A 21,378-nucleotide genomic window follows, 5' to 3' on the forward strand; every position below is an offset into this window, starting at 1 on the left:
ACAGTTAAGGCCGCAGGGGGCGACGTGTCCAGCGTCGCACAGACAGAACAGCGGCAATACCCTGCAATTGTTGCAAAAAGCAGCGCGCACCGGGATATGATACACTTCTTGTAATCAGTATTATGTAACTAATATGGTGGCTCCGATCGTGATCGACGATCGCTAATCCAGCAGATGCACATTTACCTGCTGTGTGGGATTGATCTTCGTCAGTCCGGCCCCTCCCAGCCTTGGTATGCACAAACAACTGCTGATCAAAGGAGTCTGCTGGCATGGCTGACAATCTGATCGTCAAAGACGCGGCTTTAGCGCGCGTGGCGAATTTATCTGACTACGACGCCACACGCGCGACGTTCTCATGGGACAGCGCGCGCGCGCAAATCGACGGGCTGTCAGGTGGACGGCTGAACATCGCGCATGAGGCCATCGATCGGCACGTCGCAACCGGCCACGGAGATCAGATCGCGCTGCGCTGGATCGCCAAGTCCGGTGACCGGACCGACCTGACCTATGCTGACCTCCAGAAGCAGACCAACCGCTTTGCCAATGTGCTTATTAGCAGCGGCATCGGACGCGGCGACAAGGTCTATGCGCTTTTGGGCCGCGTGCCGGAACTCTATGTCGCGGCCCTCGGAACACTAAAGGCTGGCGCAGTCTTTTGCCCGCTGTTCTCAGCGTTTGGCCCGGAGCCGATTCAATCGCGGATGGAGATCGGCGGTGCGAATGCGGTGATCACCTCAGGGCGTCTTTACAAGCGCAAGCTCAAGGCGCTGCGGGAACACTTGCCAGAATTACGCGAAGTCTTTCTGACAGACGGTCAACATGACAGCACGCACGATCTGGCCGAGTTAATGGCGCAGGCATCTGACAGCTTTGAAACTGTCGCGATGAACCCAGAGGACCCTGCGTTGTTGCATTTCACGTCTGGCACGACTGGTAAGCCCAAGGGAGTGAGCCACGTGCACGAAGCGGTCCTCGCGCACCATGTGACAGGCCGCTTCGCGCTGGATCTGAAACCCGGTGACGTTTTTTGGTGTACCGCTGATCCTGGATGGGTAACCGGTACGTCCTACGGGGTTGTCGCACCGTTGACGAACCGTACCACGATGATCGTGGACGAGGCAGAATTTGACGTGACGCGCTGGTATGACACGCTGGCGCGCGAAGCGGTGAACGTTTGGTATACGGCGCCAACTGCCATTCGTATGTTGATGAAAGCGGGCAGTGATGCAGCGCGGGTGCACGAGTACCCTGCCCTGCGGTTCATGGCGAGCGTGGGTGAGCCGCTCAATGCAAAAGCTGTGATCTGGGGCCGCGATACGTTTGGCATGCCGTTCCACGACAATTGGTGGCAGACGGAAACCGGCGGCATCATGATCGCCAATTTCGCCTCCATGGATGTCAAACCCGGTGCCATGGGCAAACCTTTGCCCGGGATTGAGGCCGGCATTGTGGATGTCACGGGCGACAGCCTGCGCGAGGTCACCGAACCGATGACGATAGGAGAGCTGGCCTTGCGCCCCGGCTGGCCCTCAATGATGCGCGGTTACCTGCACGAAGAAGAGCGCTATCAGAAGTGTTTTCGTGATGGCTGGTATCTAAGCGGCGATCTGGCGATGTGCGATGCTGACGGATACTACTGGTTCGTCGGGCGCAGCAAGGATCTGATCAAAAGCTCGGGCCATCTGATTGGTCCTTTTGAGGTCGAAAGCGCGCTGATGGAGCACGAGGCCGTGGCGGAGGTAGGCGTGATTGGCGTGCCAGATGACACCGCAGGCGAGATCGTCAAAGCCTATATCGCGCTGAAACCGGGATTTGAGCCAGACGAGGATCTGCGACTTGAACTGCTGGGCCACGCCCGCAAGCGCCTTGGCCCTGCCGTCGCCCCGCGCGAGATCGCTTTTCGCCAGAACCTGCCCAAGACGCGCAGTGGCAAGATCATGCGCCGCCTTCTCAAGGCGCGCGAACTGGGACTGCCGGAAGGCGATATTTCAACCTTGGAAAGTGACGAAGCATGAGTGCACAGACCGAAAAGCCCCGCCTGGACCGTGCCCATGTGCGCGACCTGCTCAAGCGCATGATCCGGATCCGGCGGTTCGAAGACAAATGCGCCGAGCTTTATACGCAAGAAAAGATCCGAGGCTTTCTGCACCTTTATGACGGTGAAGAAGCGATTGCAGGCGGCGTCATTCCCCTGCTCACCGCGAAAGACCGTATCGTCGCCACCTACCGCGAACACGGCCATGCGCTGGTGCGCGGCATCCCGATGAATGAGATCCTGGCCGAGATGTATGGCAAGGCCGAGGGCTGCGCAGGTGGGCGCGGCGGATCGATGCACCTGTTCAGCCGCGATCACAACTTCTACGGCGGCAATGCCATCGTTGGCGGCGGCCTGCCCTTGGCGGTCGGCCTTGGGTTGGGGGACCAGATGTCCGGCAGCGGTGGTGTGACGGTTTGCTTCTTTGGTGAAGGCGCAGTGGCCGAGGGCGAGTTTCATGAAAGCCTCAACCTTGCGGCACTTTGGAACCTTCCGGTGCTGTTTGTCTGTGAAAACAATGGCTACGCCATGGGTTCCGCGCTGGACTTGACCGAGGCGCAGACGGATATCACCGCCAAGGCGCAAAGTTACGGGATCGAAGCCAGTTCAGTCGATGGAATGGACATCGTTGCCGTCGAAGTCGCCACACGGCGCGCCCTTGCCGAGATCGGGTCAACCGGCGGACCTCGGTTTCTCGAATGCAAGACATACCGTTTCCGGGCCCATTCCATGTTCGATGCCCAGCTCTACCGCTCGAAAGACGAAGTCGCCGCTTGGCGGGAAAAAGGGCCGATTTTGCGGTTCCAGACTTGGGCTGAAAGCTCAGGGCTGCTGCATGACACCGATGTGGAAGAGATCACCGCCGAAACGGACGCCGAGATTGCTGAAGCGGTCGCCTTTGCCGAAGCAGGAACGGAAGAGCCGGTTTCGGATCTGACCCGTTATGTGATGGCACCAGAACGCCCTGCCCCGCCACCATCCCGGCCTGCTGGCCCCACCGTTCCCACCACCTACCGCGAAGCTGTCAGGGCCGGAATTATCGATGCCATGACCCGCGACGATCGCGTTTTCCTGATGGGTGAGGATGTGGGCCGCTATGGTGGTTGCTACGCGGTCAGTAAGGGGTTGCTGGATCAGTTCGGCCCTGACCGTATCCGCGATACACCGCTGTCGGAGTCCGGGTTTACCGGCGCTGGCATTGGCGCGGCAGCAGCTGGCATGCGCCCAATCGTTGAGCTGATGACAGTCAATTTCTCTTTGCTTGCCCTTGATCAGATACTGAACACCGCAGCGACGCTTCGGCACATGTCGAACAACCACTTCGGCGTGCCGGTGGTGATCCGCATGGCCACCGGTGCAGGCAAACAATTGGCGGCGCAGCATTCGCATAGTCTGGAAGGCTGGTATGCGCATATTCCTGGTCTTCGCGTCTTGGCCCCGGCGACGATGGAAGACGCCCGCGGGATGCTCTGGACGGCGCTGGAAGACCCTGATCCGGTGCTGATCTTCGAGAACGTGATGCTTTATAACCGCGAAGGGCCGATTGCGCAGGATGCAGGCCCTGTGGATATCGACCGCGCGATGGTCCGCGCAGAGGGCAAGGACCTGACACTGATCACGTATGGCGGGTCGCTCTTCAAAACGCTGGATGCAGCCCGTGTGTTGGGGCAGGACGGCATTTCAGCCGAGGTGATCGACCTGCGCAGCCTTCGGCCGCTAGATATGGATACCATCCGCGCGTCGGTCGCCAAGACGCACCGTGCGTTGATCGTCGATGAGGGATGGCGCAGCGGCAGCTTGGCAGCAGAGATCGGGATGCGGCTGGCCGAAGACTCTTTCTATGATTTGGACGCCCCCCTTGGGCGGGTCTGCAGCGAAGAGGTCCCCATACCCTATGCACAGCATCTGGAGCAGGCCGCGATCCCGCAGGTCGACAAGATCGTGACAGCTGCCCGCAAACTGATGGAAGCCACGCCATGAGCGCCTTTGTGATGCCATCGCTTGGCGCGGACATGGAGGCAGGTACGCTGGTTGAGCAGATCGTTGCACCGGGTGACGTCGTCAAACGCGGCGACATCATCGCAGCGGTGGAAACCCAGAAAGGCGTGATTGAAATCGAGGTCTTTGAGGACGGAATTCTGGAGAGTTGGGTGGCCTCGATTGGCGACGAAGTACCCGTCGGTACCCCGCTGGCTGTGATCAGAGCACCCGGTGAGCCTGAAACCCGCGCCCCGTCAGATGCTGTGCCAACGCCAGAGCCACCGGTCGCGACTGCGCCCGAAGTTCTGCCCGACGTGGCCGCACCAACGACCAAACCGGCAACCGAACGCCGCAAGATTACACCTGCTGCACGTCAATTGGCCAAGGAACGCGGTGTCGACCTAGATATGCTGGACACTGCGCCGGGTGTTCCCATCACCCGGGCTGATGTGGAAGCCGTTGCCCCTGCCCCCGCTTCACCAGTCGATGAAATGCGCCGCGCTATTGCAGCCGCTATGTCACGTTCAAAGCGTGAAATTCCGCATTATTATTTGTCTCACGAGGTCGATCTGACCGCGACGGATGCCTTCCTGACCGGTACAAACGCAGACCGTCCACCAGAGTCCCGCTTGTTGGCTGGCGCGGTCTATGCTGCGGCCATTGCAAAGGCATTGAACAAATACCCCGAATTCAATGGCCACTATCTGAACGAGTGTTTTCAGCCCAGCGATGCCATCAACCTTGGTTTTGCCATCAACCTGCGCGCCGGCGGGCTGGTCGCCCCCGCCCTTTTTGAGACTGAGACATGTGACCTCGATACGCTGATGCGCAATCTGCGCGATCTGGTAGGGCGCGTTCGTGCAGGCCGCTTCCGCGCACGCGAATTGTCTGATGCAACGATTACACTGACCAGCCTTGGGGAGCGCGGCGTCGATCAGCTGTATGGCGTGATTTACCCTCCTCAGGTTGCGATTGTCGGCATTGGTACTCCTCGTTTGCGCCCTTGTGTCCACGAAGACATGGTCATGCCCCGGCTTATGGCCACCCTGACGCTCGCCGCTGACCACCGGGTCAGCGACGGACATCGGGGCGCTTTGTTCCTGAAGAAAATCGATACCTATCTGCAAACACCGGAGCACCTATGACCCGCGCCGATATAGAAACCGCCATTGCCGAAGAGTTGCACCGCATTGCGCCTGAGATTGAAATGAATGACATCGACCGCAGCGAGGACCTGCGCGATGAGTGCGATATCGACTCGATGGATTTTCTGAACCTCGTCACCGCGCTTGGTCAGCGCTTTGGTGCTGCCATGCCCGAAGCCGACTATCCACAAATGCGGAGTTTCGAGGCGCTGACGGACTACTTGGTGGAAAAGACGGCCTAAACGCCTTCAGGCGGCAGCAGGTGTTGCATGTCCAGACGGTAGTCCTCTGCCACGCGGTACACAGTGTTGTTGGGCACCTCGTACCAGTCCTCCCCATGGGTGATTGGTTCTGATGCAATTTCGACTGACCGGTAGTCACGCCCCGGCTCGTGATGCACATGTGGTTCATCACAGATCGGGCAGTGAAAAATGTGATCGCGTGGCAAGTAGTAGAGTGACCTGTTCAGGCGAGACCCAACCATATTTTCCCCATCCGTTAGCACGATATTCAGTCCTACCCGCGCCTCTGGATCGACCTCCCTGGCCCAGGCCACGACTTGCGCCAGTCCCATGCGCACGGTTTCAAGCAGCCCGCGCTCCGGATGGCGCAGAAAAAGGCTCAGCAGATAGCGGAACACATGCTCGCTGTCGGTCGTCCCGGCGATTTCGGAGCGGTGCAGGGGGTCCATATGCTCAAGCAGCCGAAACCGTACATCGTCGAAGTTCGGTACCGTGCCGTTATGCGCAAAGATCCAGCGGCCGTGATGAAAAGGATGTGTGTTCTCGATACTGGTGCCGCCCACCGTCGCACGCCGCACATGAGCCACGACAGTCCTCGCATAAACACGGGCGGCGGTACGCGTGAAATGCTCGCCGTGGAACGCCGCCCATGTCTGTTTTTCGACCATCGGGAGACCGTCGGAATAATCAGCGACGCCCCAGCCATGACCGTGGGCATAGCCCTGCATATCGCCCTGACTTTGCGCCATGAGCGCATTTTGCGCCTTGACCAGACCGCATTCCACCTTGGTCGGCTCATTCGCGTGCATGGCATAGAGACGGCACATGATTTGGGCTCCTTCTTTGTCGTGAGGCAGACTAGCAGGACTGCGTGGGCCTCATTGATCTTTGTCAAAGCCATCAATCCTGTTCGATGTACCCAAAATCATGTCTGAACTGCGCCCTACCAAGCCTTTGCCCGATGAGGAGATTGTCGAGGCTTTCCTGCGGGATGAACCGGCTTTTGGCTCAGCGCTGGAATGGGGTGAGAACGTCAGACAGGGTATCGGCGACGGGCCGACCTTGTTGATTGGGGATCAGTCCGAAATCTCATTGATGACCCCCGGTTCCGGGTCCGGCCTTGAGTACCGCATGGCTTTGCTTGCGCGGCCCGGTGACCATGTGGTCCTGCGGCGACGGGATGTGGATTATGAAGATTATCTGGCTGAGTATCTGGGGCTGAAAGACGTTACCTTCCATCAGGCCTCGCTTCAGTCCATTGCCCCTGTGGCACGACAAATCTGGACATCTGACAAATGGGTAGAGGCATTTGCACAAACAGCACGTGACGCTGGTGGGCTGACGCTCAATCCCTATCTGACCACAGGAAATACATGGCGTCTGGCTAAAGAAATTGCAGATGCGGCGAGAGTACCGGTCCACGTCTGCGGTCCCTCCCCCCGCATGGCACGGCGCGCAAATGACAAGCTGTGGTTTGCCGGGTTTGCGCGTCAGGTGATCGGCCCCGGTGCGACGCCCCCGACCCTTGCCGCCTATGGCCCGGCCGCCACCGCAGGGTTGGTGCGCCGATTAAGCAAGACTTTCGATCAGGTCGTGATCAAGGTGCCCGACAGCGCAGGGTCCGCCGGAAACCTGAGACTCGACAGTGAGGGTCTAAAGCAGCTGTCGCTTGCTGATCTCAGAGCAATGATTGTTCAGCGTCTGCATGCCACGGGCTGGCAGGACACCTACCCGGTTCTGGTCGGGGTCTGGGACAGCGATGTGATCGGCAGCCCTTCCGCGCAGCTTTGGCTGCCGCATCTCTCCGATGGCCCGCCCGTGGTTGAAGGTATCTTTGAACAGCGTTTGCGCACCGAGGTCGCGGCTTTCGTCGGCGCGGCACGGTCAACCTTGCCGGACGCACTTCAAAAGCAGTTCAGTTCAGAAGCTTTACGCATCGCCTCTGTCTTGCAGCGGCTTGGATACTTCGGGCGCTGTAGTCTTGATGCGGTTATCTGTCAGACTGCTGACGCGCCGCCCAGAGTCCACTGGATCGAATGCAACGGTCGCTGGGGTGGTGTGTCGATCCCGATGACAGCCGCAGGGCAGATCATTGACCCGCTGCCGTCAAAGGCCATGGCGGTTGTGCAAGAGGTTCTAAAGGACCGTCCGGTCCGATTGCCCGATCTTTTGGAGCTGTGGAATGATCTTCTGTTCAAGAAGGGCAAACGCAAGAGCGGCCTGATCATCATGGCGGCGCCAAACCACCCAAGAGGGGGTCTGATCAACCTGCTGTCGGTAGGAGAAACTCAGGACGGTGCTGATGCGATGCTGGATGAAGCAATGCACAGATTATCTGGCACTGCGCCCGTCTGACGGATCATCGGTATTCGGGCACCTGATCCAAGAAAGCCGCGAATGTATGAAGCGATGTTGCACACCCGTGATGGAGCGGCGAATGCCCTCTTTGATTTGACAGCTTTTCAAGATGGCGATCTCTATTATCAAAGGAATGCGAAAAGTGCTGTAGGAGGAAAGCGGGTGGTCTGTGAACTATCCCCGGCTCATAGTTGGCGGAAAGATCCAACCGATAGGACCCATCATGTCAGCGACATACTATGCCCCGCAGGGCGGCCATCCCGGTCAAGAGCAGCTGCTGACGGACCGCGCCATTTTTACCGAAGCTTACGCCGTCATTCCAAAGGGAACGATGCGGGATATCGTGACCAGCTTCCTGCCGTTCTGGGACAAGACGCGGTTGTGGGTGATCGCCCGCCCCTTGAGCGGCTTTGCCGAGACGTTCTCGCAATACATCATGGAAGTGGCGCCCGGCGGCGGGTCAGATCAGCCGGAGGCCGATCCTGCGGCACAGGCTGTTCTCTTCGTGGTCGAAGGTACCGCAACCCTGACTGTTGACGGTGAAGAGCACCATCTGGACGAAGGCGGCTACGCCTATTTGCCGCCACGTGCGGAATGGACCTTGCACAACACAACTGACGAGATGCTGCGGTTTCACTGGATCCGAAAAGCATATGAGGCAGTGCCAGGGCTGGACCAGCCAGACATCATCATCGCGAACGAGAAAGAAATCGCACCGACCGTCATGCCAGATACTGATGGCAAATGGGCGACGACACGGTTCGTTGATCCGGCGGATCTGCGGCATGACATGCACGTGACAATTGTCACGTTTGAGCCCGGCGGGGTCATTCCTTTCCTCGAAACTCATGTGATGGAACACGGGCTATATGTTCTGGAAGGCAAGGCTGCCTACCGGCTGAACAACGACTGGGTCGAGGTTGAGGCAGGTGATTTCATGTGGCTGCGCGCCTTCTGTCCGCAAGCCTGCTATGCCGGTGGGCCGGGCAAGTTCCGCTATCTTCTGTATAAGGACGTCAACCGCCATGTTGGATTGCGTCCAATGTTTGGGCCACGTCCCTAAACTGTTTCGCGCCGCCCCTGCCCGCCAATAGCCAGTGTCAGCGCCTGAGCTGCCTCGATCACGAAACCGCTGAGGCGCTCGATATCTTCGGGGCTGACGCGGCTGACCGGGCCAGAGACGGAGATCCCGGCAACGGCCTCGTCGTTAAAATCAAATACAGGGGCAGCGATGCAGCGCATGCCAAGGTTTTTCTCTTCGCCATCCTCGGAGAACCCGTTGTGACGGACCTGTGCAAGGTTGTCGCGCAGAGCCGCAAGATCAGTAATCGTGTATTGCGTAAACGCCTCAAGCCTTTGCCCTTCCAAAGTGCGGGTCAGCCGGTCATCGTCCATCTCGGCCAGCAGCGCCTTGCCGATGCCAGAGGCATGCATCGGCGACAGCGTGCCGGGGGGAAAGAATGCGCGGATACTTGCGTGGGTCTCAACCTGACTTAGGAACAACACCGACCCTTCCTTCTGGATACCAAGGTTTGCCGTTTCACCGGTCTGCTCCATCAGCTTGCGCATGATAGGGCGCGCGCGTTCCACCAGACTGGTGCGCCTGAGAAAACGCGCACCGATGACAAAGGCCTGCGGGCCAATATGCCAGACCTGTTCAACCGGGTCGAACTCCACAAGGCCCCTGCCCTCAAGGGTAACAAGGATACGGTAGACCGTGGCCGGGGACTGGCCCATCTCGGATGAGATGACGCTCAGCGCCTTGCCTTGCGCCTCGCTCAAAAACTCGAACACTTCCATCGCGCGGTCCAGCGACTTGATCGTGTTCTGGGCTGTCTTGTCATCCCAGCCGCGTGGTCTGCCGCGGGCGCGGCGCAGGTTCGAATCGCTGGTTTCCGGTTGTTTCATGAGCAGTTAAGTTCCAAGTTGAAAATCTATTTCACATTATGAAAAATATAAGTATCTGACAATCATGTATTTTTTGAAATTGTCCAGTTTTGAAAAACGATTTCAAAAAAGTTTCCCGAAGGTAAGCGTCGCTCTATGTATTGGGCAACGATCAAAGGAGATGGATATGAGCTTTCAAAACCCTGTTTTCATTCCGGGGCCGACCAATATCCCCGAAGCCCTGCGCAAAGCCTGCGATATGCCGACAATTGACCACCGGTCGCCACTGTTCGGTCAGATATTGCATCCCGCCCGCGAAGCGGTCCGGAAAGTCTTGAAAAGCACATCCGCCGAGATCTTTATCTTCCCGTCCACCGGTACGGGCGGCTGGGAAACGGCGATAACAAACTGCCTGAGTGCAGGCGACACAATCCTGGCGGGGCGCAACGGTGTGTTCTCGCACCGGTGGATCGATATGTGTCAGCGTCACGGTCTGGACGTACAGATTGTTGAGACACCTTGGGGCGAAGGCCTGCCCGCTGACCGCTTTGAAGAAATCCTGACTGCCGACAAGGAACACCAGATCAAGGCCGTGCTGGCCACACATAATGAGACGGCAACCGGTGTGAAATCCGATATTGCCGCCGTGCGTCGCGCTCTGGATGCGGCGGGTCACCCTGCCATGCTGTTCGTCGATGGCGTGTCTTCGATTGGGTCGATGGACTTTCGGTTTGATGACTGGGGCGTGGATGTTGCGGTCACCGGCTCGCAAAAGGGCTTTATGCTGTCTGCCGGGCTGGCGATCGTCGGCTTCAGCGCAAAGGCGATGGAGGCAACCAAGACCGCAAGCCTGCCGCGTACATTCTTTGACGTGCATGACATGGCCAAGGGGTATGACAACAACGCCTACCCCTATACGCCTGCGGTGGGTCTGATGAACGGCCTGAATGAAGCCTGCAAGATGCTCCTGAACGAAGGATTGGAGAATGTTTTTGCACGCCACACCCGCATCGCAACAGGCGTGCGCCGGGCTGTGGATGCCTGGGGTCTCAAGCTTTGCGCCGTGTCTCCGGACGTGTACTCCGACACAGTCAGCGCGATCCGTACGCCGGAAGGCTTCAACGCCACCGATATCGTCACGCACGCTGCCGACGCATATGGCGTGGCTTTTGGCGTCGGTCTGGGTGAAGTTGCCGGTAAGGTTTTCCGCATCGGTCATCTGGGCAGCCTGACGGACGTGATGACCCTTAGCGGTATCGCCACGGCCGAGATGTGCATGGTCGATCTGGGGCTTGATATCAAATTGGGCTCTGGTGTTGCGGCGGCACAGGAATACTATCGCGCAGCGCCATCGCTCGCCCACAAGGACGCTGCATGATGAAGGATACAACCATGTACATACCCACCTTCGAGGACATGCTGGCGGCTCACGAACGGATCGCCCCGCATATTCACCGCACCCCGGTGCTAACCTCGTCCTACCTGAACGAACTGACCGGTGCTGAACTGTTCTTCAAATGCGAGAACTTCCAGAAAGCCGGTGCTTTCAAGGTGCGCGGTGCATCGAACGCGGTCTTTGGACTGAGCGATGAAGACGCGCAGAAGGGTGTCTGCACCCACTCGTCCGGCAACCACGCGCTGTCGCTTAGCTATGCTGCCGGTCGCAGGGGCATCCCCTGCAATGTCGTGATGCCGCGTACCGCGCCGCAGGCCAAGAAGGACGCGGTCAGGGGCTATGGCGGGATCATCACCGAATGCGAGCCTTCCACCACCTCCCGCGAGGCAGTGTTTGCCGAGGTGCAGGCGGCGACAGGTGGCAATTTCGTCCATCCCTACAACGATCCGCGTGTCATTGCGGGTCAGGGCACATGTTCGCGTGAACTGATGGAGCAAACAGACGGTCTGGATATGGTCGTGGCCCCCATCGGTGGCGGCGGCATGATATCGGGCACCTGTCTGACCCTGTCGCATATCGCGCCAGAGACACAGATCATCGCAGCAGAGCCAGAGCAGGCCGATGATGCCTATCGCAGCTTCAAGGCCGGACACATCATTGCCGACGATGCGCCACAGACGATTGCCGACGGGCTTAAAGTTCCGCTGAAGGATCTGACATGGCATTTCGTGTCAAACCACGTCACGGATATTCTGACCGCGTCAGAGCAGGAAATCATCGATGCCATGAAACTAACCTGGCAGCGCATGAAGATCGTCATGGAGGCCAGCTGCGCCGTGCCGCTAGCCACGATCATCAAGAATAAAGACCGGTTCGCAGGCAAGCGGGTCGGCGTCATCATCACCGGCGGTAATGTCGACCTCGACACACTGCCCTGGATCAAGTGAAGGAAACTCTCCCATGAACGCACAGACAAAATTCGAAGGCCTTGAAGTTGGCTATGACGTCCCTGCCCTGCCCGGCATGGACGAAGCGGATATTCAGACACCGAGCCTCGTGCTCGATCTTGACGCGCTTGAGCGCAACATCAAGAAGATGGGCGATTACGCCAAGGCCCACGGCATGCGTCATCGGGTGCACGGCAAGATGCACAAGTCGGTTGATGTGGCCAAGTTGCAGGTCGAACTGGGCGGGGCTTGTGGCGTCTGCTGCCAGAAGGTGTCCGAAGCGGAAGTCTTCGCCCGTGGTGGTATCGAGGACGTGCTGGTGTCCAATCAGGTGCGCGACCCGGCCAAGATCGACCGTCTGGCCCGCATGCCCAAGCTGGGCGCGCGGACGATCTGCTGTGTAGACGACATCGAGAACGTGGCGGACCTGTCCGAAGCGGCTGTCCGGCATGGCACCCAGATTGAATGTCTGGTCGAGATTGACTGCGGCGCTGGCCGTTGCGGTGTGACGACCACACCTGCGGTGGTTGAGATCGCCAAAGCCATTGATGCAGCCGAAGGGCTGAAGTTCGCAGGCATTCAGGCCTATCAGGGCGCGATGCAGCACATGGACAGCTATGATGATCGCAAAGCCAAGATCGACTTGGCCGTGGCACAGGTCAAGGACGCGGTCGACACATTGAAGGCAGACGGCATCGAATGCGACATCGTCGGCGGTGGCGGCACCGGGTCCTATTATTTTGAGAGCAACTCCGGCGTTTATAATGAACTGCAGTGCGGCTCTTATGCCTTCATGGATGCGGATTATGGCCGCATCCTTGATAAGCACGGCAAGCGGATTGATCAGGGCGAGTGGGAGAACGCGATGTTCCTGCTGACCTCTGTGATGTCCCATGCCAAGGCGGACAAGGCCATCGTCGATGCGGGCCTGAAGGCGCAGTCGGTGGACAGCGGTCTGCCAGTGATCTTCGGCCGGACAGATGTTGAGTATGTGAAATGTTCGGACGAACACGGTGTGGTCGCTGACCCTGACGCAGTGCTAAAGGTCAACGACAAGCTCAAGCTGGTGCCGGGCCACTGCGACCCCACCGCCAACGTGCATGACTGGTATGTCGGTGTGCGCGGCGGCAAGGTCGAAACCCTGTGGCCAGTGTCGGCACGCGGCAAGGCATATTAAGCCGGATCAGGGCGCGCAGGAACCTGCGCGCCCTTGCCAGACGTTTTCCACTTTGAATGACCGTCTCTTGATGAGACGCAAAGCCGCCCTCTGTGTCTGGCCCTCACCGGGCCACACGGGGGCGCATGAATATTGAAAAGGATCCCCCCCATGCTGATCGTCCCGGAACGTGAAATTCAGGGTCTGATGACCCGCGATGCAGCTTTTGACGCTGTTGAGAAAGTCTTTGCCGCGATGGCTGCTGGCGATGCGTACAACTTCCCTGTCGTGCGCGAGGCGATTGGACATGAGGATGCGCTTTATGGCTTCAAGGGCGGGTTTGACAAGGCGGGGCTGACGCTGGGTCTGAAGGCCGGGGGCTACTGGCCCAACAATCTGGAAAAGCGCGGATTGATCAATCACCAGTCCACGGTCTTTTTGTTTGATCCTGACACCGGCAAGGCATCTGCCATGGTGGGAGGCAACCTGCTGACCGCGCTGCGCACCGCTGCGGCCTCATCGGTTTCGATCAAGCATCTGGCGCGGCAGGACGCCAAGGTCATCGGCATGATTGGCGCGGGCCATCAGGCAACATTCCAGCTGCGCGCCGCGCTGGAGCAGCGCCCCTTCGAAAAGGTCATCGGCTGGAATTACCATCCCGAAATGCTGCCCAATATTGAAAAGGTCGCGGCGGAAGCCGGGCTGCCGTTTGAGGCGGTTGATCTGCCCGGCATGGCCGAAGCGGACGTCATCATCTCGATCACATCGGCCTTCGCGCCGTCGCTTATGTCAGACCATGTTTCAAACGGCACGCATATCGCCTGCATGGGCACTGACACCAAGGGCAAACAGGAGGTTGAAGCCGCACTTCTGGCGCGTGCGCGCGTATTTACGGATGAGGTGGCGCAATCCATCTCGATCGGTGAGGCGCAACACGCGATTGCCGAAGGGTTGATTACCGAAGCTGATGTGGCGCAGCTGGGGGCCGTGATTAACGGCACGCATCCGGGCCGCACATCAGACGATCAGGTCACGCTGTTCGATGGCACAGGCGTTGGGTTGCAGGACCTTGCGGTGGCCGCTGCGGTTGTTGATCTGGCAGTTGAAAAGGGCATCGCGATTGAGGTTGATTTCTGATCCCCGACGAAACGCTGGTGAAGTCTTGATGAAAAAGGCCCAGTTCTCAGACTGGGCCTTCTTTTTGGTCTGCCTGTCGGGGTCTCTGACGGCGTCAGTCAGATTTTGGGAGCGAGCCTGCCCCATGCCCGGCCATGCCGCCTGAAACTTCTTCGGTTGCCTCTCCCGTCAGGTCCTGTGGCAGGATCAGGTTCAGCACAATCGCAATCAGCGCTGCCGGCAACAGCCCGCTGGTCATCAGGATACGCAGGGTATCGGGCAGATACTGCACAGCTTTCGGATCAAGCTGAAGACCCAGACCAACCGACAGGGCAATCGCAAAGATCACCATATTGCGCCGGTTCCAGTTCACGTCAGACAGCATCGAGATACCAGCAGCGACGACCATGCCGAACATGACGATCACACCGCCACCCAGCACTTCGATAGGGATCGTGCGGATCACGGCGCCGACCTTGGGGATCAACCCGCAGATGATCAGGAAGATCGCACCGATTGTGACCACATGGCGGCTCATCACGCCGGTCATGGCAATCAGGCCCACATTTTGGCTGAATGATGTGTTGGGAAAGCCGCCAAAAAGCCCGGCAACAGCTGTGCCGATACCGTCAGCGTAGGTCGCTCCGGTGATTTCGGCCTCGGTCGCTTCGCGCCCCGCGCCACCTTTGGTGATCCCGGATACATCGCCCACGGTTTCCACGGCTGACACGAAAGCCATCAGGCAAAAGCCGATGATCGCGGCAAAGCTGATCTCAAACCCATATTTGAATGGCATCGGGAAAGAAATCGGCGCCGCGCGGCCCCAGCTTGTCGCGATACCGTCAAGCGTGACCATCCCCATTGCCATCGCATAGAAATATCCGACGATAATTCCAATCACGACCGCCGACACAGCCAGCATACCGCGCGCATAGAATTTCAGCGCCAGCGTGACAAAGATCACGACCAGTGCGGCAGACCAGTTCAGCAGACTACCGTATTCCGGCTTGTCGATGGCAGGCACACCACCAGCCGCATATTGTATACCGACCTTGACCAGTGCCAGACCGATCATCGTGACCACCAAACCCGTGACAAGTGGCGGTAGGGCAAAGCGGATCTTGCCAATGAAGGTCGCGATGAAGGCGTGAAACAGACCGCCAATCACCACGCCACCAAAAAGGGCTGGCAGCGCCTCGACCCCCTTGCCCGCGACCAGCGGGATCATGATGGGGATAAAGGCAAAGCTGGTGCCCTGCACGATGGGCAGACGCGCGCCCACCGGGCCAAATCCGATGGTCTGGAACAGCGTGGCGATGCCCGCAAAGAGCATCGACATCTGGATAAGGTACGTCATGTCCGGGAAGCCCTGCGCGCCCGCGTCAGAGCCAAAGCCGAACCCCGCAGCCCCCGCGATGATGATCGCCGGCGTCACGTTGGAGACGAACATCGCCAGCACATGCTGTATCCCCAGCGGGATCGCGCGGTGCAGCGCGGGTGTGTAATTTGGATCCCGAAGCTGTTCCGGTGTCCCGATAGATGTATCTGCCATTTTGGCGTCCCTTCCCTGTTTATTCTGCGGCGCTCTCTGCGCCTGTGTTCATTCTTCGATGATGAATTCGGTCTCGAACCAGTGTTCCTCAAGGTTCGCACCTGCGCCGATCCTGTCGACAACGGCAAAAAGCCCCGGTGCGGCAAGCGGCGTTAGAACCCCGTGCCATATCCCTCGGTGAAAGTTGATCGCTTGACCCGGTTGGGTGAGAAAGGCCAGTGGGTCCGCAGGTCTGACGCCCGCGTCACGGGCAACGACCACCAGAAACGGATCGCCCGACATCGGGATAAAGGCCTGACTGCCCTCTGGATGCCGCTCCATCATCTTAAGCGCCAGAGGGAGGGTTTCTGTCTCTCCCTGAAAGATGCTGATGCCCGCCCGGCCATCCGAAAAATCAAGCTGCGCACGGTCGTGAAATCGGCCACATCTGCCCTGATTGATCAGCTTGTCCGGTGCTCCGCGTGCCTCCAACACATCACCGTAAGGGGCAAAGGCCTCATCGGTCAGCGGCTGTGTTCTGATGCGAACGGTCATGCGCCGAACTTCTCTTGCAGTCGTAGCTCTGCAATGCGTTCGACCTGGCGGCAGGCTTCTTCGAATTCTGTGTCGCGGTCGTGGTCGATGCGCCGGGCGAAAGCCTCCATGATGGACGCTTTGGTGTTGTCACGCACGGCAATAATAAAGGGAAAGCCGAATTTGGAGGTATAGGCCTCGTTGAGGCGCGTAAAAGTTGCCCGCTCCTCATCGGTCAGAGCGTCGAGGCCAACAGAGGCCTGTTCTGCGGTGGACTCCGCCGTCAGCCGCTTGGCTTCAGCCAGTTTGCCAGCCAGATCAGGGTGGGCGTTCAGCACACCCAGACGTTGTTCCTGTGACGCAGTGCGGAACAACCGGGCCAACATCTGATGCACGCCCTGTGCCGTGTCGTGGGTCGGCCCCATCTCAAGCACATATGCCCCTTCGGCAATCCATGGGCTGTGTTCGAAAATCCCACCGAACGCGCCGACAAAACTGTCGCGGTCCATCTTGGACGGTCGTATCTGGCGGGCAGGTGGATGCTCTTTGGCCCAATGCTCGGCAATCTCAAGGCGGGTGGCGAACCACACGCCCTCATGGGCCCTGAAATGATCCAGCACACGGCGCAGCGCGGCCGCACGGCCGGGACGGCCGATCAGACGGCAATGCAGACCGATGGACAGCATCTTTGGCGCGCCCTCGACCCCCTCGGCATAGAGCGTGTCAAAGCTGTCCTTGAGATAGCTCTCGAACTGATCCCCGGTGGTAAAGCCTGCCTGAATGGCAAACCGCATGTCGTTGCAGTCCATCGTATAGGGCACGATCAGTTGATCGTTCCCATCAAATTCCATCCAATAGGGCAAATCATCGGCATAGCTGTCCGAGACGTAATCAAACTGTCCCGTCTCCGCGACCAAGCGCACGGTGTTCATGGAACACCGCCCCGTATACCAACCACTTGGGGCGGCACCTGTTACCTCGCGATGCAGCCTTATTGCTTCGGCGATCTGGGCCCGCTCTTCTTCTTCGGACATGTCCTTGTGTTCGATCCACTTCAGACCGTGGCTGGCAATCTCCCAGCCCGCCTCCTTCATCGCGGCGACCTGCTCGGGTGCGCGTGCAAGCGCCGTTGCGACCCCGTAAACCGTGATCGGCAGGTCACGCAGCATCCGGTGGACGCGCCAGAACCCAGCCCGCGCGCCATATTCATAGATCGTTTCCATGTTCCAATGCCGCTGACCCGGCCAAGCCTGCGCGCCTGTGATTTCGGACAGGAACGCCTCTGACGCGGCATCGCCGTGCAGGATGTTGTTTTCTCCCCCCTCCTCGTAGTTCAGCACAATCTGAACGGCGATCTTGGCCCCATTTGGCCAATTGGCCGCAGGAGGGGTTGCACCATATCCGGTCATGTCACGGGGGTAGCGGTTCACAGGCGTCTTCCTTTGCATGTCTTCACCTCTGTAATCCAAAATAATCCAATCCTTTTTCAAAAAAAACACGAAGGAGCCTTTTGCAGGCATTGCTTTGCCGATCTATACCCGCTTGGCTTATAAACGCGGCAGAATTACTGGAGAGACCCTGATGACCGGATACCTCACAACTCATGTGCTAGACACTGCGCGCGGCTGCCCGGCCCAAGGCCTCAAGATCGAACTCTACAGAATTGAAGATGAGGCGCGCAGGCACCTCAAAACCCTCGTAACGAACGATGACGGGCGCACGGATGAGCAGATCCTGCCAGCCGAAGCGTTTGAAACCGGAGTGTACGAGCTGGTTTTTCACGCCGGAGCCTATTTGGATGCCTCTGGTACTCCGCCGGAAGACCCCCGGTTTCTTGACGTGATCCCGATCCGCTTTGGTATGTCCGAGGCGTCGCATTATCACGTACCGCTCTTGCTGTCGCCGTTCGGCTATTCGACCTATCGCGGTAGTTGAGCTTGCAGCGAACTATCCCGCACAGCCCTGCTGATCCGGTCAATTACGAATTCCATGAATAGCCGCGTTTTTGGGTCCTGCCGTTTGCGGTGTGTGAAAAGGCACGCCATTTGAATCGGTTCCGGCGGCGTCGACTGTGCCACAGCAACCAGACGGCCTGCCCTGATATGATCGGCCACCTCGAAAATCGGCTTCATCGCAATGCCATTTCCAGACAACGCCCAGTCGGTCAGCACATCACCATCGTCTGACTCGTAGCGCCCGGTCACGCGGAATTTCTTGGGGCCACTTGGTGTTATCAAAGGCCATTGAAATTCCGTTGCCCCGGGAAAGCGCAGGTTCAGACACTCGTGACCATCCGCCAGCAAATCATCACCCGATGCCGGATGGCCATGCGTCGCGATATAGGAGGGTGCCGCGCATAAAACGCGCTCAACATCGGCAATCTTGCGAATGCGCAGATTGCTGTCTTCGGGCTGGCCCAGGAAGAACGCCAGATCAAGCCCCTCGGTGGTCAGGTCAACCTTGCGGTCGGTCAGCCGCAAGCGGACCTTCACTTGCGGATATTCCTTGAGAAACGCCGGCACCTGTGGCGCGATCAGCCTGCGCCCCACACCAAGCGGCGCCGCAACGTAAAGAGAACCTTTGGGGTTCTCCGTGATGTTGACGATCTGCGCCTCGGCGCTCTCGACCGACTCCAGTATCTCGCAGGCCCCGCCGTAGAATGCCTTGCCCTGCTCTGTCGGGGTCAGGCTGCGGGTCGTGCGCTGAAACAAGCGGACGCTAAGGTGTTCTTCCAGTTGAGATATCCTTGAAGACGTCACCGCTGGAGAAATGCGCAAATCCCGCCCCGCAGCAGACATGCTGCCCAATTCATAGACACGCACGAAGGTGCGGATATTATCAAGATACGACATTATTCTGTTTTTTTTGATGCTGCTTGGTATTTTGCGACAATACCAGAAGAATAATCTGTCGCCTAGTCTGGCGGAAGACGAGAATCTTGGGAGAACGCGCATGTATGATCTGGCTGTGATCTGGGACTGGATCGCATTTTCGGTCCGCTGGCTGCATGTGATCACCGCGATGGCATGGATCGGCGCGTCGTTCTACTTCATCGCGCTGGACCTGAGCTTGAAGCCAGCACCGGACATGCCTGAAGGCGCCTACGGCGAAGAATGGGAGGTTCACGGCGGTGGGTTCTATCACACGACCAAGTACCTTGTGGCCCCTGCCCGCCTTCCTGAACACCTGACATGGCACAAATGGCAAAGCTATACGACGTGGCTGTCGGGCGCGGCCCTTCTCATGATCGTCTATTGGGTCGGTGGAGAGTTGTTCTTGCTTGACCCGACCAAGGCGGATCTGTCGCTTTGGCAAGGTATCCTGATCTCTGGTGCATCGCTGACGGTGGGCTGGTTGGCTTATGATTACCTGTGTAAGTCACCGCTTGGCGAGCAGCCCACAATCCTGATGCTGCTCTTGTTCGTGATCCTCGTGGTCATGTCCTGGGGATACAATCAGATCTTCACCGGTCGTGCGGCATTGCTGCATCTGGGGGCTTTTACCGCCACCATCATGACGGCGAATGTGTTTTTCCAGATCATGCCGAACCAGCGCATTGTCGTGGCTGACCTCAAGGCGGGGCGCACGCCGGATGCGAAATACGGCAAGATCGCCAAGCTGCGCTCAACCCATAACAACTACCTGACGCTGCCGGTCGTCTTTCTGATGCTGTCGAACCACTATCCATTGGCATTTGGCACGCAATACGCCTGGATCATCGCCAGTCTGATCTTTTTGACAGGCGTGACCATCCGCCACTACTTCAACACCCTGCACGCCACGGGCAGCGGGCCGCATTGGACCTGGGCGGTGACGGTCCTGCTGATGATCCTGATCGCATGGCTGTCATCTGTCCGGGCCACCGAGACATGGGAGGATGCCGAAGCCCGCCCACTGACCGCTTATGAACAAGAATTCGCGTCCGCCGCAGGGTTTGATGATGCCTATGACACGGTGACGGGCAATTGTTCGATGTGCCATGCGCGTGAACCGGTTTGGGACGGTATCCGCTGGGCGCCCAAAGGGGTTTATCTGGAAACACCCGGCGACGTGGCCCGGCAGGCGGATCAAATCTACCTTCAGGCCGGTATCAGTCATGCGATGCCGCCGCCCAACGCTGTGCAGATGGACGCCGAGGCACGCGAAACGATCATCGCATGGGTGCGCAACGCACGGGCGGAAAACTGAATACTGGAACGACGATGCACCTTGGGTTGATCGGATACGGAAACATTGCAAACAGCTTGATCGCGCTGCTGGATAAAACGGCCGTGACCAAGGTCACGGTTTTGGTGCGTGACACGTCGAAGGTGTCTGACCGCAATCGCAATAGTGATCCTGAAATGGGACCGCCCATCGGTTTCGTGTCGGATGTATCTGCGATGATCGCGGCGCGTCCAGATCTGGTTGTTGAATGCGCGGGGCATTCGGCTGTTGCGACACATGTCCCAGCTTTGCTGCAGACAGGCGTGGATGTCATCATCGCCTCTGTCGGCGCTTTGGCCGACGCAGGTCTTAGCGCGGAAATCGAGAGGGCCGCCCAGCATGGGCGGTCCCGCACAATCCTGCCCAGCGGCGCTATTGGCGGTCTGGATTTCCTGCGCGCCGTGGCGCTGGCGGGAGATGTCGATGTCACCTATCGCGGGACCAAACCGCCCGCCGCATGGCAAGGCTCCGCCGCCGAGGACGTGATCAACCTTGATCAACTGCACAATGCGCAGGTGTTTTTCACCGGCTCCGGGCGCAAGGCCGCGCTGGCCTTCCCAAAGAATGCCAACGTTGTGGCCGCTTTGGCCCTCGCTGGGGCCGGATTTGACCGGATGAAGGTTGAACTGGTGGCTGACCCGGATGCAATAGGCAACCAACACAGCTACGAGGTAACTTCGGATATATGCCGTTACAACATGACAATCGAGGCGACCGGATCAGCCGGAAATGCACGCACCTCTGTCACGACGGTGATGAGCCTGCTGCACGAGATCAGAAGCTATCAGATGCCCAGCTGATTTGAAGGCCTATTGTCTAGCCGAAGCGATGATCGCGCCGTA

19 protein-coding genes are annotated in these 21,378 nt (G+C 58.6%); 13 read left to right on the forward strand and 6 right to left on the reverse strand.

From position 1 onward, the window contains the following. The first annotated feature begins 272 nt into the window (after window positions 1-272). From acsA to GV827_RS13850, 4 genes are read left to right on the forward strand one after another with little or no spacing between them, the layout of a single operon-like run. The gene (gene acsA, locus GV827_RS13835; protein ID WP_164354405.1) at window positions 273-2,018 is read left to right on the forward strand and encodes an acetate--CoA ligase; all 1,746 of its coding nucleotides are present in this window, start codon (window positions 273-275) and stop codon (window positions 2,016-2,018) included. Then, window positions 2,015-4,018, forward strand: coding sequence for a pyruvate dehydrogenase (acetyl-transferring) E1 component subunit alpha (gene pdhA / locus GV827_RS13840; RefSeq protein WP_164354406.1), 2,004 nt, complete (start codon window positions 2,015-2,017; stop codon window positions 4,016-4,018). Before acsA ends, pdhA begins: the two co-directional genes overlap by 4 nt. Next, entirely contained in the window at window positions 4,015-5,163 is a 1,149-nt protein-coding gene (locus tag GV827_RS13845; protein ID WP_164354407.1) for a dihydrolipoamide acetyltransferase family protein, read from the forward strand. The genes pdhA and GV827_RS13845 overlap by 4 nt, the downstream gene beginning before the upstream one ends. Continuing rightward, window positions 5,160-5,405 carry an acyl carrier protein gene (locus tag GV827_RS13850; protein WP_164354408.1) on the forward strand — a complete coding sequence of 82 codons (246 nt, stop codon included), beginning with the start codon at window positions 5,160-5,162 and terminating at the stop codon, window positions 5,403-5,405. The genes GV827_RS13845 and GV827_RS13850 overlap by 4 nt, the downstream gene beginning before the upstream one ends. Here GV827_RS13850 and GV827_RS13855 read toward each other — a convergent pair. Beyond that, on the reverse strand, window positions 5,402-6,232 hold the full coding sequence (locus GV827_RS13855; RefSeq protein WP_164354409.1) for a class II glutamine amidotransferase: 831 nt from the start codon (window positions 6,230-6,232) through the stop codon (window positions 5,402-5,404). The genes GV827_RS13850 and GV827_RS13855 overlap by 4 nt on opposite strands. 100 nt (window positions 6,233-6,332) lie before the next feature. On the opposite strand from GV827_RS13855, the gene GV827_RS13860 reads away from it, so the two are divergent. Then, on the forward strand, window positions 6,333-7,760 hold the full coding sequence (locus GV827_RS13860; RefSeq protein WP_164354410.1) for a preATP grasp domain-containing protein: 1,428 nt from the start codon (window positions 6,333-6,335) through the stop codon (window positions 7,758-7,760). 226 nt (window positions 7,761-7,986) lie between these two features. Continuing rightward, window positions 7,987-8,826, forward strand: coding sequence for a bifunctional allantoicase/(S)-ureidoglycine aminohydrolase (locus GV827_RS13865; RefSeq protein WP_164354411.1), 840 nt, complete (start codon window positions 7,987-7,989; stop codon window positions 8,824-8,826). Here the strand turns inward: GV827_RS13865 and bhcR are convergent. Continuing rightward, window positions 8,823-9,671, reverse strand: coding sequence for an HTH-type transcriptional regulator BhcR (gene bhcR, locus GV827_RS13870; protein WP_164354412.1), 849 nt, complete (start codon window positions 9,669-9,671; stop codon window positions 8,823-8,825). The two genes, GV827_RS13865 and bhcR, sit on opposite strands and share 4 nt — an antisense overlap. Before the next feature lie 166 nt (window positions 9,672-9,837). On the opposite strand from bhcR, the gene bhcA reads away from it, so the two are divergent. From bhcA to bhcD, 4 genes are all read left to right on the forward strand, one after another. Then, window positions 9,838-11,028 (forward strand): L-aspartate--glyoxylate aminotransferase BhcA, encoded by a 1,191-nt coding sequence (gene bhcA, locus GV827_RS13875; protein ID WP_164354413.1) that lies wholly within the window; start codon window positions 9,838-9,840, stop codon window positions 11,026-11,028. Further along, window positions 11,028-11,993 carry a beta-hydroxyaspartate dehydratase BhcB gene (gene bhcB, locus GV827_RS13880; RefSeq protein WP_164354414.1) on the forward strand — a complete coding sequence of 322 codons (966 nt, stop codon included), beginning with the start codon at window positions 11,028-11,030 and terminating at the stop codon, window positions 11,991-11,993. The genes bhcA and bhcB overlap by 1 nt, the downstream gene beginning before the upstream one ends. Window positions 11,994-12,006: 13 nt before the next feature. After that, window positions 12,007-13,170: a 3-hydroxy-D-aspartate aldolase BhcC gene (gene bhcC / locus GV827_RS13885; RefSeq protein WP_164354415.1), complete on the forward strand. Its 1,164-nt coding sequence runs from the start codon at window positions 12,007-12,009 to the stop codon at window positions 13,168-13,170. Window positions 13,171-13,320: 150 nt separating this feature from the next. After that, a complete protein-coding gene (gene bhcD / locus GV827_RS13890) occupies window positions 13,321-14,286 on the forward strand; it encodes an iminosuccinate reductase BhcD (RefSeq protein ID WP_164354416.1) in 966 nt (321 codons plus the stop codon). Between the two features lie 94 nt (window positions 14,287-14,380). Here bhcD and GV827_RS13895 read toward each other — a convergent pair whose 3' ends face one another. Genes GV827_RS13895 through puuE form a run of 3 tightly spaced genes read right to left on the reverse strand, consistent with a single transcriptional unit; the run spans window position 14,381 to window position 17,760 of the window. Further along, entirely contained in the window at window positions 14,381-15,817 is a 1,437-nt protein-coding gene (locus GV827_RS13895; protein WP_164354417.1) for a uracil-xanthine permease family protein, read from the reverse strand. Window positions 15,818-15,865: 48 nt separating this feature from the next. Beyond that, window positions 15,866-16,351: an ureidoglycolate lyase gene (locus tag GV827_RS13900; protein ID WP_164354418.1), complete on the reverse strand. Its 486-nt coding sequence runs from the start codon at window positions 16,349-16,351 to the stop codon at window positions 15,866-15,868. After that, window positions 16,348-17,760 carry an allantoinase PuuE gene (gene puuE / locus GV827_RS13905; protein ID WP_164354419.1) on the reverse strand — a complete coding sequence of 471 codons (1,413 nt, stop codon included), beginning with the start codon at window positions 17,758-17,760 and terminating at the stop codon, window positions 16,348-16,350. The genes GV827_RS13900 and puuE overlap by 4 nt, the downstream gene beginning before the upstream one ends. Window positions 17,761-17,911: 151 nt before the next feature. On the opposite strand from puuE, the gene uraH reads away from it, so the two are divergent. Continuing rightward, entirely contained in the window at window positions 17,912-18,265 is a 354-nt protein-coding gene (gene uraH, locus GV827_RS13910) for a hydroxyisourate hydrolase (RefSeq protein ID WP_164354420.1), read from the forward strand. Here uraH and GV827_RS13915 read toward each other — a convergent pair. Further along, window positions 18,250-19,182, reverse strand: coding sequence for a LysR family transcriptional regulator (locus GV827_RS13915; RefSeq protein WP_164354421.1), 933 nt, complete (start codon window positions 19,180-19,182; stop codon window positions 18,250-18,252). The genes uraH and GV827_RS13915 overlap by 16 nt on opposite strands. Window positions 19,183-19,282: 100 nt before the next feature. Here GV827_RS13915 and GV827_RS13920 point away from each other — a divergent pair, with 100 nt between their 5' ends. Both GV827_RS13920 and GV827_RS13925 read left to right on the forward strand, forming a co-directional pair. After that, complete coding sequence (locus GV827_RS13920) at window positions 19,283-20,518, forward strand: urate hydroxylase PuuD (protein ID WP_164354422.1); 1,236 nt, start codon at window positions 19,283-19,285, stop codon at window positions 20,516-20,518. Continuing rightward, window positions 20,488-21,336: an aspartate dehydrogenase gene (locus GV827_RS13925; RefSeq protein WP_204325889.1), complete on the forward strand. Its 849-nt coding sequence runs from the start codon at window positions 20,488-20,490 to the stop codon at window positions 21,334-21,336. Before GV827_RS13920 ends, GV827_RS13925 begins: the two co-directional genes overlap by 31 nt. The last annotated feature ends 42 nt before the right edge of the window (window positions 21,337-21,378 follow it).

Source organism: Sulfitobacter sediminilitoris (assembly GCF_010667575.1).
Taxonomy (GTDB): domain Bacteria; phylum Pseudomonadota; class Alphaproteobacteria; order Rhodobacterales; family Rhodobacteraceae; genus Sulfitobacter; species Sulfitobacter sediminilitoris.